This window comes from Gordonia sp. 852002-50395_SCH5434458, from assembly GCF_001665905.1.
GTDB lineage: Bacteria > Actinomycetota > Actinomycetes > Mycobacteriales > Mycobacteriaceae > Gordonia > Gordonia jacobaea.
The window spans coordinates 69,882-83,285 of sequence record NZ_LZTC01000018.1; the positions used below are offsets into that span (position 1 = coordinate 69,882).

General features: G+C 64.6%; 13 protein-coding genes. 11 read left to right on the top strand and 2 right to left on the bottom strand.

Going from position 1 to position 13,404, the window contains the following annotated elements:
• Positions 1-85: 85 nt before the first annotated feature.
• Both A5785_RS03755 and A5785_RS03760 read right to left on the bottom strand, forming a co-directional pair.
• The gene (locus A5785_RS03755; protein ID WP_064864609.1) at positions 86-502 is read right to left on the bottom strand and encodes a type II toxin-antitoxin system PemK/MazF family toxin; all 417 of its coding nucleotides are present in this window, start codon (positions 500-502) and stop codon (positions 86-88) included.
• On the bottom strand, positions 499-1,182 hold the full coding sequence (locus tag A5785_RS03760; protein WP_064864611.1) for an alpha/beta hydrolase family protein: 684 nt from the start codon (positions 1,180-1,182) through the stop codon (positions 499-501). Before A5785_RS03760 ends, A5785_RS03755 begins: the two co-directional genes overlap by 4 nt.
• On the opposite strand from A5785_RS03760, the gene A5785_RS03765 reads away from it, so the two are divergent.
• From A5785_RS03765 to A5785_RS03815, 11 genes are all read left to right on the top strand, one after another.
• Complete coding sequence (locus A5785_RS03765) at positions 1,181-1,630, top strand: hypothetical protein (RefSeq protein ID WP_064864613.1); 450 nt, start codon at positions 1,181-1,183, stop codon at positions 1,628-1,630. The genes A5785_RS03760 and A5785_RS03765 overlap by 2 nt on opposite strands.
• Positions 1,631-1,773: 143 nt before the next feature.
• Positions 1,774-3,657, top strand: a complete 1,884-nt coding sequence (gene lepA, locus A5785_RS03770; RefSeq protein ID WP_039855239.1) for a translation elongation factor 4 — start codon at positions 1,774-1,776, stop codon at positions 3,655-3,657.
• 4 nt (positions 3,658-3,661) lie between these two features.
• A complete protein-coding gene (locus A5785_RS03775; RefSeq protein ID WP_064864615.1) occupies positions 3,662-5,701 on the top strand; it encodes a M3 family metallopeptidase in 2,040 nt (679 codons plus the stop codon).
• 110 nt (positions 5,702-5,811) lie between these two features.
• A complete protein-coding gene (locus A5785_RS03780; RefSeq protein ID WP_082938110.1) occupies positions 5,812-6,414 on the top strand; it encodes a TetR/AcrR family transcriptional regulator in 603 nt (200 codons plus the stop codon).
• Between the two features lie 57 nt (positions 6,415-6,471).
• Complete coding sequence (locus tag A5785_RS03785; RefSeq protein ID WP_064864618.1) at positions 6,472-7,398, top strand: cation diffusion facilitator family transporter; 927 nt, start codon at positions 6,472-6,474, stop codon at positions 7,396-7,398.
• A gap of 110 nt (positions 7,399-7,508) precedes the next feature.
• Positions 7,509-8,885, top strand: a complete 1,377-nt coding sequence (locus A5785_RS03790; RefSeq protein WP_064864620.1) for an APC family permease — start codon at positions 7,509-7,511, stop codon at positions 8,883-8,885.
• A 179-nt stretch (positions 8,886-9,064) separates the two neighbouring features.
• The gene (locus tag A5785_RS03795) at positions 9,065-9,265 is read left to right on the top strand and encodes a hypothetical protein (RefSeq protein ID WP_049698351.1); all 201 of its coding nucleotides are present in this window, start codon (positions 9,065-9,067) and stop codon (positions 9,263-9,265) included.
• A gap of 241 nt (positions 9,266-9,506) precedes the next feature.
• Positions 9,507-10,583: a sulfate ABC transporter substrate-binding protein gene (locus tag A5785_RS03800; RefSeq protein ID WP_197494615.1), complete on the top strand. Its 1,077-nt coding sequence runs from the start codon at positions 9,507-9,509 to the stop codon at positions 10,581-10,583.
• Positions 10,580-11,479, top strand: a complete 900-nt coding sequence (gene cysT, locus A5785_RS03805) for a sulfate ABC transporter permease subunit CysT (RefSeq protein WP_082938109.1) — start codon at positions 10,580-10,582, stop codon at positions 11,477-11,479. Before A5785_RS03800 ends, cysT begins: the two co-directional genes overlap by 4 nt.
• A complete protein-coding gene (gene cysW / locus A5785_RS03810; RefSeq protein ID WP_049698350.1) occupies positions 11,476-12,405 on the top strand; it encodes a sulfate ABC transporter permease subunit CysW in 930 nt (309 codons plus the stop codon). Before cysT ends, cysW begins: the two co-directional genes overlap by 4 nt.
• Before the next feature lies 1 nt (position 12,406).
• The gene (locus A5785_RS03815; protein WP_005205094.1) at positions 12,407-13,402 is read left to right on the top strand and encodes a sulfate/molybdate ABC transporter ATP-binding protein; all 996 of its coding nucleotides are present in this window, start codon (positions 12,407-12,409) and stop codon (positions 13,400-13,402) included.
• Positions 13,403-13,404 lie beyond the last annotated feature (2 nt).

Consider the following 13,404-nt stretch of genomic DNA (forward strand, 5'->3'; position numbering starts at 1 on the left):
TGTGTCGAATCGAAGGAATTGGGTGCTGCAGCAACCACATCCTTCGATTCGACACACATCTATAGCGTGACGGGCCGCGAGCGATCTACCGCCAGCCGTAGTCGCGCCGCAGCCGGTCGGCGACGGCGTCGAAACGCTCCTCATCGAGGATGGCGCCCTCGCGTCGAATTCCGTGTTCGAGGACGTACAGCACGCGGTCGAGGCGGATGTAGCTCTCGCGGTGTTCGTCGTCCCAGACGCCGGTCCCGAGTTCCATCCAGTTCGGGTCGTCGCGGTGGTAGTCCTGGCTCGAGAGCATGAGGCCGAGGAGATGCGTGTGCTCTTGGTTGTTGTCGCGTCCGACGACCAGCACCGGACGGTCCTTGCCCTTGCTCGGATCGTCCTCGTAACGCACCCAGGTCCAGACGATCTCGCCGGGATCGGCCGCGCCGTCGAGGTCGGGGGAGTAGACGATCTCGCGGGCCGCCTCATGGGTGGGGCGCACCCGCGTGCGAGCGGTCATCGCGTCGGTCCGTTCAGGATCAGGTCGTCGACGGCGTCGGCCGCGAGCTGAGCAGTCGGTTTCTTGTCGGGTTTGAGGTCGTGCCCGGTTTTCTCGATCTCGACGAGCCGGGTCGGCGCGGCAATGAGCGCGATGGCGTCGGTGATTTCCTCCGTCGTCGCGAAGGGATCCGACGCCCCGTGCACGATCACCGTCGGTACCGTGATGTCGCCGAGGTGCTCGGTGCGTGCGCGTTCGGGTTTGCCGGGCGGATGCAACGGATACGACGACAGCAGCAGCCCTGCCGCGCCTGTGGCGGCACCATCCTCCGCGACGACCATCGACGCCTGCCTGCCGCCGTACGAGTGGCCACCGAGGACGAGTGGACCGTCGGATTCGGATGCGAACAGCGCGGCCGCCTCTCGGATGCCGTCCCGATCGCCTGCCGCACCCGACGGGCTGGGCGGACCCTTGGGCCTGCGCTGCCGGTACGGCAGATCGATACAGGCGACGAACAGCCCGCGGGCGCTGAACTCGGCGCCGTAGGCCCGCATGATCGCGGTCTGCCGGTTGCCTCCCGCGCCGTGCGCCAACACGAGCACCGCGCGAGGTGGGCCGTCCGGACGGTAGATGTCTGCGACGACGCCGTCGCCGGTGAAGGTCTCGGGACTCACGGCGTCCACGTTATAAGTTGCAGGCATGAGAGCCATACGAGTGGCGTGGCTTGCGATGGCAGTGGCGGCTCTTGGTTACGCGGTGGCGTGCGGGTTCATGCCGGTGGGCGAGGTGACGGTGAGTTGCGGCAAGAGCGGCGAACTGTCGGTCGCCGGTGCGCACGCCGGCGCCACGTGTGAGGACTCGATCTTCGCTGCGCTCGGTCCGCGCAGGCTGATCGAGATGGGGGTGCTGCTGGCGTCACCTCCACTGATCGCCGCGGTCGCGCTGCGCGTCTGGGTCTCATGGCTCGTCGTGCCCGCGATGGCCGTGCTGGTGTTCGTCGGCGTCGCGAACTGGGCTGACTTCTGGCTCCTGCTCTCGTTAGGCGCGCTTGTGCTGCTCGTCGCATCGATCGTCGTTGCGACGGCTCATCTCGCCGTGCGCGCACGCCGGGATTCGCACCGTGCTCGGGGCGCCGCAGCGGGTATGTGACCGAATCCGACCAGCGCGAGCTGACCGGATCGAGTGGACTGGCTCGCTCCGACACTTCTCTCGCAACCCGGCCCCGACCCGCCGACGGCCCGCCGTGAGAAACTGGATACGACGACCCACACCCGCATCGCACTCGAGTATTGGTGCGCACCTGTAGGAGCAGTTCGATTCCCACCTTCGCCGACACCACGTTCACCGATCCCAGCCGGATCCGGAACTTCTGCATCATCGCGCACATCGACCACGGCAAATCGACGCTGGCCGACCGGATGCTGCAGCTCACGGGCGTGGTCGCCGAGCGGGACATGCGCGCCCAGTACCTCGACCGCATGGACATCGAGCGCGAGCGTGGCATCACGATCAAGGCGCAGAACGTGCGCCTGCCCTGGAAGTCCGACGGTCCCGACGGCCCGCAGACCGACTACGTGCTGCACCTCATCGACACTCCTGGTCACGTCGACTTCACCTACGAGGTGTCGCGTGCGCTCGAAGCGTGTGAGGGTGCCGTTCTGCTCGTCGACGCCGCGCAGGGCATCGAAGCGCAGACACTCGCGAACCTGTACCTGGCGATGGACAAGGACCTGACCATCATCCCGGTGCTCAACAAGATCGACCTCCCTGCCGCCGACCCCGACCGCTATGCCGAGGAGATCGCGCACATCATCGGCTGCGAGCCCGACGACGTGCTGCGCGTGTCCGGCAAGACGGGTGCGGGCGTCACGGAACTGCTCGACGAGGTGATCAAGCTGGTGCCCGCGCCGCAGGGCGACCCCGATGCGCCCGCGCGCGCCATGATCTTCGACTCCGTCTACGACACCTACCGCGGCGTGGTCACCTACGTCCGCGTGGTCGACGGCAAGATCGTCCCGCGCGAGAAGATCGCCATGATGTCGACCGGGGCGACGCACGAGCTGCTCGAGGTCGGCATCGTCTCGCCGGAACCGAAGCCGACAAAGGGTCTCGGCGTCGGCGAGGTCGGCTACCTCATCACCGGGGTGAAAGACGTGCGGCAGTCGAAGGTCGGCGACACCGTCACGACCGCGCGCCACGGCGCCACCGAGCCGCTGACCGGCTATCGCGAACCGCGCCCGATGGTCTACTCCGGCCTCTACCCGCTCGACGGCTCCGACTATCCGGTGCTGCGCGACGCTCTCGACAAACTGCAACTCAACGACGCCGCGCTCACCTACGAGCCGGAGACGTCTGTCGCGCTCGGCTTCGGCTTCCGCTGCGGCTTCCTCGGACTGCTGCACATGGAGATCACCCGTGAGCGGCTCGAGCGCGAGTTCGACCTGAACCTGATCTCCACCGCACCCAACGTCGTCTACCGGGTGGTCATGGAAGACGGCTCCGAGTCGATCGTCACCAACCCGTCCGACTGGCCGGAGGGCAAGGCACGCCACATCTACGAGCCGATCGTCAAGACGACGATCATCGCGCCGAGCGAGTTCATCGGCGCGATCATGGAGCTGTGTCAGTCACGGCGCGGTGAGCTCGGCGGCATGGACTACCTGTCGGAGACACGCGTTGAGATGCGCTACACCATGCCGATGGCCGAGATCATCTTCGACTTCTTCGACTCCTTGAAGTCGCGCACCCGCGGGTACGCCAGCCTCGATTACGAGGAGGCGGGCGAGCAGGAAGCCGACCTCGTGAAAGTCGACATCCTCCTCCAGGGCGAGGCGGTCGACGCGTTCAGCGCGATCGTGCACCGCGACGCCGCGTTCGGCTACGGCAACAAGATGGCCACCAAGCTCAAGGAACTCATTCCGCGGCAGCAGTTCGAGGTGCCCGTGCAGGCGGCCATCGGATCGAAAATCATTGCGCGCGAGAACATCCGGGCGATCCGCAAGGACGTGCTCGCCAAGTGCTATGGCGGCGATATCAGCCGAAAGCGCAAGCTGCTCGAAAAGCAGAAGGAGGGCAAGAAGCGGATGAAGACCATCGGTCGGGTCGACGTCCCGCAGGAGGCGTTCGTCGCCGCACTCTCCACCGACTCGATGGGCGACAAACCGAAGGGCAAGTGAGGTCATGGGTACAACCAACGTGAATCCCGTTCTCGCGCAGAGCGATCTACCGCACGGCCTGCCCGACTTCGCCTCGATTTCCGACGACGACTTCCTGCCCGCGTTCACCGACGCGATGGCATCGCAGTTGGCGGAGATCGACGAGATCGCGAACAACGCGGAGCCGCCGACGTTCGGCAACACCGTCGAAGCTGTCGAGTTCTCCGGACGCGATCTCGCTCGCGCGGCCGGCATCTTCTTCAACCTCGTCGGTCCGGACACCAACCCGAGACGCAACGAGATCAGCCGCGAGCTGTCGACGCTGCTGACCGATCACCAGAACACCATCGCCATGAACCCCGTTCTCTTCGAGCGTATTTCGAAGGTGCACGGCGACGCCGACGACCTCGACCTCGACGAGCCGCGGCGGCGGCTACTCGACAAGCACTATCGCGGCGCGGTGCGCGCCGGTGCGGGTCTGTCGCCCGATCAGCAACAGGAGATGCGCGAGATCTCGTCGCGACTGGCCCTGCTCACCACGACGTTCTCGCAGAAGATCCTCGACGACTCCAACGATTCGGCAGTGTTCGTCGACGACGCATCCGCGCTCGACGGTATGTCGGCCGGTGAGATCGCCGCCGCGCGTCGCGCCGCCACCGAAGCGGGACACGACAGTGGATATCTGATCGCCCTCGAACTGCCGACCAGCCAGAGTGTCCTCACCGAACTGACCGACGGCGCTGTTCGACGCCGCGTCTTCGAGGCATCGATCAACCGCTGCGCTCGCGGAAACGACAACGAAACAACCGAATTGGTGTTGGAGATCGTGCGGCTGCGCGCCAGGCGTGCGGAGTTGCTCGGATACAGCGATCACGCCGACTACGTGATCGCGGAACAGACCGCACCGTCGGCCGAGGCCGTCGACGACCTATTGCGGGAACTCAGCGAGTCGGCGATGCGAGCGGGGGAGCGCGAACTCGACGACTTGCGGGTCCTCGCGGGCGACGCCGAGATCGGTGCCGCGGACTACACGTACTGGCTCGCGCGCGCGGCACGGTCGAAATCCGATGTCCCGCTTGATGATTTCGCCGACTACTGCGAACTCGAGACGGTCCTGACCCGCGGGGTGTTCTACGCGGCCAACGTGCTCTACGGGCTGCGTTTCGTCGAGCGTCCTGAACTGCCCGCCTACCATCCCGACGTTCGTGTGTGGGACGTACTCGACGAGAGCGGGCGCAGCATCGGCCTGTTCCTCGGCGACTACTTCGCACGCCCGTCCAAACGCGGTGGGGCATGGATGAACAGCATCGTCGACCAGTCGACGATGCTGCAGACACAGCCCGTCGTGGTCAACGTATTGAACCTGACGAAGCCCGATGACGGTGAGAAGTGCCTGCTGACCGTCGATCAGCTCACCACCCTGTTCCATGAGTTCGGTCATGCCCTGCACGGGTTGCTCTCGGCCGTCGACTATCCGTCGCAGTCGGGTACGTCGGTGCCGCGCGACTTCGTCGAATTTCCGTCGCAGGTCAACGAGATGTGGGCGCTGCACCCGTCTGTCCTGGCCAACTACGCGCGCCACCATGAGACCGGCGAACCCATTCCCGCGGAGCTCGCCACGGCGGCACGCGAGTCGGCGGGAACCGAATCTGCCCACGGCACAATCGAATACCTGGCGGCATCCGTCCTCGACCTCGCGTGGCACCAACTCGACACCGCGCAGGCCGAGGCGATCACCGACGTCGCGGGCTTCGAGGCGCAGGCGCTTCGTGCGGCGGGCATCGGGACCGACTTGATCCCGCCGCGCTACCGGAGCACCTACTTCAACCACATCTTCGGCGGCGGCTACTCGGCCGGCTACTACTCGTACATCTGGTCGGAGGTCCTCGACGCCGACACCGAGCAGTGGTTCTTGTCCGAGGGTGGCCTGCAGCGCGAGAACGGTCGACGATTCGCACAGTCGACGCTGTCTCGGGGAGACAGCGTCGACCCGCTTGTCGCGCACGAGGAATTGATCGGACGCAAGCCCTATATCGAGCCGTTGTTGGCGCGGCGCGGGCTGTGACGGCGCTTGCCCCGGGCGGCGGCGCCGACTGATCTGACCCGGAGGATCGGTGCGTGAGCTGGGGTAGGTTGGGGTTCGACGGGTGTTGATGCGGCGGGAGGTGTATCGCGATGGCGGCCGCTGCCCCCATGCCGACGCGCAAGGACGCCGTACGGAATCGTAAGAAGATTCTTGTCGCAACGGGCGAAGTGCTGCGCGACGACTATGAGAACGTCAGCATTCCGGTGATCGCGGAGCGCGCCGGAGTCGGCACCGCGACGGTCTACCGCTACTTTCCCTCGTTGGAGACGCTCGTCCGTGAGTATCTGCAGGGTGTGATCGTCGAACTGCGTGACTACAGCCAGGATTCGACGAAAACCGGCACGGCGCTGTTCGAAGACGTTGTCGCTCAACTCGGTCGGCTTCTTGTGATCAACGGTCCCGCAATGGTCCGGTTGCGTCGGCCGGTGGGCTTCCTCACCCGACTTCGCGAGGGCGACCCGACGATCCAGACGGTACGTGACGCCTGGGAGCGTCCGATTCGGGCGGTATTGCGCAGCAAGGGAATCGACGACTCCCACTTCGATCACGCGTTGTTTCTCTATAACCAGATGTTCGATCCACGCGAGGTACTCGATCTCTTGGCCAGCGGCCTGTCGCTGGACCAGACGATGCGTCTGCTGACGTCGGCGTACTACGGCGCCCTCGACGGGATGGTCGCTGCGGAGATCTGACGTCGCTGCCCGGTTCAATGGCGGCGCGAGTCGCCCGTCCTGTGGTCCAATTGGTCAGTGGCGAATGCATCCGCAACTTCGCGTCCTGATCTGACGCGGTACGCGCTCCTGAGCATTGTCACGGCCTTGGTCGTGATCGTGATGAAGCTGATCGCATGGCGCGTCAGCGGGTCGGTTGGTCTGCTCTCCGACGCACTCGAATCGGTGGTCAACCTCGCTGCCGCGATCGCCGCATTCTTTGCGCTGCGGGTGGTCGCGAAACCCGCTGACGCAGAACACAATTTCGGGCACGCGAAGGCCGAGTACTTCTCCGCGGTGTTCGAAGGCATCCTGATCGTCGTGGCGGCCATCGCGATCATCGTGGCCGCGGTGGATCGGCTCCTGCATCCCGCCGAACTGGAGGCGGTGGGACTCGGACTCGCCATCTCGGTCGCCGCAACCGTGCTGAACGGTGCCGTCGCGGTGATCCTGCTCCGGGCGGGCAGGCGCTATCGCTCGATGACTCTCGAAGCCGACGGCAAGCATCTCCTCACCGATGTCTGGACCACTGTCGGCGTCATCGTTGGCGTGTTCCTTGTTGCGGTCACCGGCTGGCTGCCGCTCGACTCCATCGTTGCCATCCTCGTCGCGGTGAACATCATCGTCGTCGGGGCGCGACTCATCTGGCGCTCGGGTGACGGGCTTCTCGACGCCGCGCTGCCCGCCGTCGACCTCACGACGGTCAACGACGTGCTCGACCGGTTCCGTACCGACGAGGTGGCATTTCACGATGTGCGCACACGCGAATCGGGACACGAGCGGTACGTGCAGATGCACATGCTGGTGCCGGGGGTGTGGAGCGTCGACCGTGCCCACGATGTGTCCGAGCGCGTCGAAGACGAACTGCACGCTGCCCTCGATCATCTGCGGGTGAGCATTCATATCGAGCCGATCGAGGATCCGCGCGCGTACGAGTCGTGGAGATTGGACTCAAACCCGCACTAGCGCAACCGTTCCCGCAAGGGCCTGCCAGTGAGAATAAGCTGTGCAATACTGCATCGCATGACTCGCAGTGTTGACCGCGTCACTGCTGATCGGCGGCGGGACCTACGTCGATGACCCACAAGGATTCTTCCCGAAATGGTTCGTCACAGAACGGCTCCTCGCAGAAGGCGTCCATCACGGTCGCGTCGGCGACGGCCATCGGCGTTGGCGGGATGATGGGTGCCGGTCTCTACACACTCGTCGGACTCGCCGCGACCACAGCGGGCGTGTGGATTCCGGTGGCGTTCCTCAGCGGTGGTCTGGTCTCACTGTTCAGCGTGTACTCGTATGCCAAACTGGGCGCTCGGTTTCCGAGTCGCGGCGGCGCGGCGCAATTCCTGATCCGCTGTTTCGGCGACGGTGTCATCGCGGGCGGGCTCAACATCTTTCAGTTCCTCGGCTGGATCATCGCGATGGCCCTGTATGCCTCCGGTTTCGCGGGCTATGCACGGCACCTACTGCCCTTCGATACGCCGGACTGGTCGGGCAAGGCCATCGGCGTCGGGCTGGTCATCGTGTTGATCGGTGTGAACGCAATCGGGTCAAAACTCGTTGGCAGATCTGAGATGTTTGTCGTAGCGATCGAGGTGGCCATCCTCGTCGCATTTGTGGTCGCGGCGTCGTTCAAGGCAGATGGGTCGAACTTCGAGCAGAGCGGTGGAGAAGGTGTGATCGGCATCTTCTTCGCTGCCGGTCTGCTCTATGTCACCTACGAGGGATTCGGCGTCGTGACGAACTCCGCAGGCGACATGAAGAACCCCGCCAAAGAGCTTCCGCGTGCCATGTATCAGGCGCTGTTCATTGTGATCGTCATCTATGTCGTGATCAGCTCTCTGATCGTCATGGTGATGACGCTCCCCGAGATCGAGGCGAACCAGGGCCATGTGCTTTCCGACGCCGGGCGTGCGGTGCTCGGACAGGTCGGGTTCATCGTGATCGGTGCCGCAGCGCTGCTCGCCACCGCATCCGGCGTCAACGCCACGTTGTTCGGAGACGCCAACCTTGCCTTCACCGTCGCCAAGTCCGGTGAGATGCCTGCCGACTTCGCGCGTGGGGTGTGGCGCAGCGGTACGTGGGGACTCTTGATGGCTGGTGCGCTCACCTGCGCATTCGTCGTCTTCTTTCCGCTGTCGTCGGTCGGGCAGATGGCGAGTCTCGCCTTCTTGATCGTCTACGGGGCGGTCAGCGTCGGCCACATGCGGGTCCGTCACCAGACGGGCGCAAAGGCATGGCTGTTGATCGCGGCGGTCACCCTCAATCTCGCGTTGTTCTGCCTTCTGCTCGGATACGCGATCCACACCGGACCCGCGAGTACGTGGATCACCCTCATCGTCGTACTGATTGCGAGCTTCGTCGTGGAGATCGTGTATCGGAAGGTGACGCACCGGAGCTTGCGCCTGGAGACCGCGCCCGCGTCTGGTGACGCAGGCGCGGCGGCCGCGAGCTGACCCACTCGGGCAGAGGGGGAGTGAGCCGGTCCGGCGCATTTCGATACGATCGAGTGGCCGCGTGAACGCGGCTCTCGACTCGAGCTGGTTTCGCGATGCGATGGTGAAGCCTCGAGCGCGGAATTCGAATCACACTGATCCAAACTCGGCGGAGGCCGGGCAGACGCGAGGAGACAGGCATGGACAGCTTCCTCGCGTGGTGGGATTCGGTGGAGGAGTGGCTCACCGGATTGTCGTTCGTCCCGCAGCTCCTGGTCACTCTCGCAGTGGTGGTCCCAGTCGCAATCGGCATCGCACTCATCCTGAATGTGCTGGTCGAAGCCGTGATGAACGTGTTCGATCGTCGACGGTTCGCCGACGACGACGGAAAGGGGCTGTGACCGCAATGATGAAGTCACGGGTGACCTGGGCGCTGCTGGCGCTCATCGTTCTCGTCGTGCTCGCCTGGCTCCTCACGCGCTGATCCGCCCGGACCGACTGCGAGGCGTCGGATCTCGTCTTGGGGGAGGCGCTCGGCGTTGCTAGCGTGATCCTGCTCCGGCCGCGACGTCCCGCGAAGCCGGGAATCATCGTGGAGGATCCGTGAGTCCAAGTCTGGCCCGCAGATGGCGCCTACCAGTTGTGGCGTGCTTACTAGCGCTAACTGTTGCACTGGTCGCCGGATGTGGTGGCGGCTCGACGGACACTCCTGACGGTGTCGACATCTCCAGCGGAAGCCGTCACCTCGATCTCGTCGCCTACGCGACTCCCAAGCCTGGATTCGACAAGATCATCCCGGCCTTCCGCGCAACTCCCGAGGGCAAGGACATCGGCTTCTCGGCGTCGTACGGGGCATCGGGTGACCAGTCGCGCAAGGTCGCTCGCCACGTGCCGGCGGACGTCGTCAACTTCTCCGTCGAACCCGACGTGACGCGCCTGGTCAAGGCGGGACTCGTCGACGAGGACTGGAAGAAGGCCGAACCGCACAACAGCATCCCGTTCGGCTCGGTCGTCGCACTCGTGGTTCGCAAGGGCAATCCCAAGAACATCCACGACTGGGACGACCTGCTCAAGCCGGGTGTTCAGGTGATCACCCCCGACCCGGGCAGTTCCGGCTCGGCGAAATGGAACCTGCTCGCGCCGTATGCGGCGAAGAGCGAGGGCGGCAAGAATCCGCAGGCCGGACTCGACTACGTCGGCGACCTCGTGCGCGACCACGTCAAGGTGCGCCCGAAGTCGGGACGTGAGGCGACCACCACGTTCCAGCAGGGTCAGGGCGACGTGCTGATCAGCTACGAGAACGAAGCGATCATGCTGCAGCGCAAGAACGCCGGAGCGGTGGAGAGTTCACAGGTCGAGTACCTGATTCCGCCACAGACGTTCAAGATCGAAAATCCTGTCGCCGTGGTCAACACGTCGAAGGACCTGCCGGCGGCCAAGGCTTTCGTCGACTTCCTGTTCACCGATGAGGCACAACAGATCTGGGCAAAGCAGGGGTTCCGTCCGGTCGTGCCTTCGGTGATCGCCGAGACGAAACCCCTTTTTCCCGGCGACATCACGAAACTATGGACAATCGACGAACTCGGTAAGACCCTGGGTAAAGGCACCGCGGCCAAGAACAAGGGCAAAGACCTGAAGGGGTGGAAAGCCGTGGACAACGCACTCTTCGGCACCAAGGGCTCGATCACCAAGATCTACAATGAAGGCGGCAAGCAATGACCGCCGCGGGAGAGGTCGCGAGCGCTCCCGACAACGCGTCGGTGCAGCACGCAGCGTCGTCGAATTCGCTGCCGCCCAAGGGATTTCTCGGTCGCTCACGGACCTTCGCGGGTGTGAGTCCCGCGGCAATCGGTACGGCGTGGCTCTGGCTGAGCATCATCGTCCTGCTGCCGCTGGCCGCCATCACCGTTCAGTCCTTCGACGACGGCTGGAGCGGCTTCTGGGATGCGGTCACTGCGGAGAACGCGATCGATGCGATCTGGATCACCGTCCTCGTCTCTATCGTTGCCGCCCTCATCAACGTCGTGTTCGGCACCATCATCGCCTGGGTGCTGGTGCGAGATGACTTCCGCGGCAAGGGCTTTGTCAACGCGATCATCGATCTACCGTTCGCACTGCCGACCATCGTGGCCAGCCTCGTGCTGCTCTCGCTGTACGGGCCGAACAGTCCAATCGACATCCATCTCGCGGCGACGAAGCCCGCGTTGATCATCGCGCTGACGTTCGTCACGTTGCCGTTCGTCGTCCGCCAGGTGCAGCCGGTGTTGATCGAACTCGACACCGACGTCGAAGAGGCCGCGGCGGTTCTCGGGGCACGGAACGGCACCATCTTCCGCAAGATCGTGCTGCCCTCGCTGCTTCCCGCGATCCTCACGGGTGCGGGCCTCGCATTCACCCGTGCGATCGGTGAGTTCGGTTCTGTCGTCCTCATCGGCGGAAACATCCCCGGCGACACCCAGGTCGCCTCGCAGTACATCCAGCAGCAGATCGAGATCGACGAGCCGGTCAACGCCGCAGCCATCTCGGTCGTACTCCTGCTGATCGCCTTCGTCGCACTTCTGGTGCTGCGTATCGTCGGTCGGCGCCAGACCAAGCGTGAGGAACTGGACCGATGAAACTATCGGCGACGACCCGCTACGGGCTCCGCACCATCGCGCTCGTGTACCTGTTCGTTCTCCTGATCGTTCCCGTGGCACTGATCTTCTGGCGGTCCTTCGAACACGGCCTCGGCCAGTTCTGGGAATGGATCACCACGCCGGCCGCGATCTCGGCGTTGCAGCTGAGCCTGCTCATCGTGGTGATCGTCGTGCCGTTGAACGTCATCTTCGGCATCATCATCGCGTTGGCGCTCGCCCGAGGTCGATTCCCCGGCAAGGGCGTTCTGCAGGCCGTCGTCGACCTCCCGTTCGCGGTGTCACCCGTGGTCGCGGGCGTCGCGCTGATCCTGCTGTGGGGATATGGGGGGTGGTTCGGCGGTGTCGAGAGCTTGGGCTTCCGCGTCATCTTCGGCTTCCCTGGCCTTGTTCTGGCAACGCTCTTCGTCACACTGCCGTTCGTTGCGCGTGAGGTGGAGCCGGTCCTCCGCGAGATCGGTACCGAGCAGGAACAGGCGGCCGCGACCCTGGGCGCGAGCGGGTGGCAGACCTTCTGGCGGATCACGCTTCCCGCGATCCGCTGGGGACTGACCTACGGCATCGTGCTGACGGTCGCACGCTCGCTCGGCGAGTACGGCGCCGTGACGATGGTGTCGTCGAACTACCCCGGCATCTCGCAGACGCTGACGCTGCTCGTGCATTCCCGCTACACCGACGACTACAACGAGTACGGCGCCTACGCCGCCGCGACGCTCCTGATGCTTGTCGCGGTGCTCGTGCTTGTCGCGATGTCGTTCGTCGATCGACGCGCACGGAACCGCTACGCGGAGGCGAGTACGACCACCGGCGACGACGAGGTCGAACCCGACGACATCCACCTGACCCCGCCGTATGCTCCCGAGTCCATCGATTCGCAACAGGTGCTTCACGAGAAAGAAAGAGTCTGACATGTCCATCTCGGTGGTTGGTGCCAATAAGCGATACGGCGATTTCGCCGCACTCGACGATGTCTCGATCGAGATCCCGGCCGGTTCTCTCACCTCACTGCTCGGTCCGTCCGGCAGCGGTAAGTCGACGCTCCTGCGCGCGATCGCAGGTCTCGACGACCTCGACTCGGGGACCATCGTCATCAACGGTGACGACGTTTCCGGCGCGTCGCCGCAGAAGCGCGACATCGGCTTCGTGTTCCAGCACTACGCGGCGTTCAAGCACCTGACGGTGCGCGACAACATCGCGTTCGGACTCAAGATCCGTAAGCGCGCCAAGAAGGACATCGACGCCAAGGTCGACGAACTGCTCGACATCGTCGGACTCACGGTCTTCCAGAAGCGTTTTCCCGCGCAGTTGTCCGGCGGACAGCGTCAGCGTATGGCGCTCGCGCGTGCGCTGGCCGTCGACCCCAAGGTGCTGCTGCTCGACGAGCCGTTCGGCGCGCTCGACGCCAAGGTGCGCGAGGATCTGCGAAAGTGGTTGCGCCGCTTGCATGAGGACATGCAGGTGACGACGGTCCTCGTCACGCACGACCAGCAGGAGGCGCTCGACGTGAGCGACCGGATCGCGGTGCTCAACAAGGGCAAGATCGAGCAGATCGGCGCACCCGATGATCTCTATGACCGCCCGATCAACCCGTTCGTTGCGTCGTTCCTCGGCTCTACCGTGCGACTCAACGGAGAGCTGGTGCGCCCGCACGACATTCGTATCGGACGCAACCCCGAACTCGCGCTTCCCGCGGCCGATGCCTCACTCGACACCGGCGTCATCAAGGCGACGGTCCAGCGCGTGGTGAACCTCGGATTCGAGACCAGGGTGGAGCTGGTCGCCGCTGCGACCGGTGACGAGTTCCAGGCGCAGATCACCCGCGGCGACGCCAACGCGCTGCACCTGCAGCAGGGGGAGACCATCTACGCCCGTGCGACGAAAGTGCCTGCACTCAGCGAGGTGTGAGA

Coding starts and splice junctions, on each gene's coding strand:
- A5785_RS03755 (WP_064864609.1), bottom strand. CDS start 502: ATGACCGCTCGCACGCGGGTGCGCCCCACCCATGAGGCGGCCCGCGAG.
- A5785_RS03765 (WP_064864613.1), top strand. CDS start 1,181: ATGAGAGCCATACGAGTGGCGTGGCTTGCGATGGCAGTGGCGGCTCTT.
- A5785_RS03760 (WP_064864611.1), bottom strand. CDS start 1,182: ATGCCTGCAACTTATAACGTGGACGCCGTGAGTCCCGAGACCTTCACC.
- A5785_RS03775 (WP_064864615.1), top strand. CDS start 3,662: ATGGGTACAACCAACGTGAATCCCGTTCTCGCGCAGAGCGATCTACCG.
- A5785_RS03780 (WP_082938110.1), top strand. CDS start 5,812: ATGGCGGCCGCTGCCCCCATGCCGACGCGCAAGGACGCCGTACGGAAT.
- A5785_RS03790 (WP_064864620.1), top strand. CDS start 7,509: ATGACCCACAAGGATTCTTCCCGAAATGGTTCGTCACAGAACGGCTCC.
- A5785_RS03795 (WP_049698351.1), top strand. CDS start 9,065: ATGGACAGCTTCCTCGCGTGGTGGGATTCGGTGGAGGAGTGGCTCACC.
- cysT (WP_082938109.1), top strand. CDS start 10,580: ATGACCGCCGCGGGAGAGGTCGCGAGCGCTCCCGACAACGCGTCGGTG.
- cysW (WP_049698350.1), top strand. CDS start 11,476: ATGAAACTATCGGCGACGACCCGCTACGGGCTCCGCACCATCGCGCTC.
- A5785_RS03815 (WP_005205094.1), top strand. CDS start 12,407: ATGTCCATCTCGGTGGTTGGTGCCAATAAGCGATACGGCGATTTCGCC.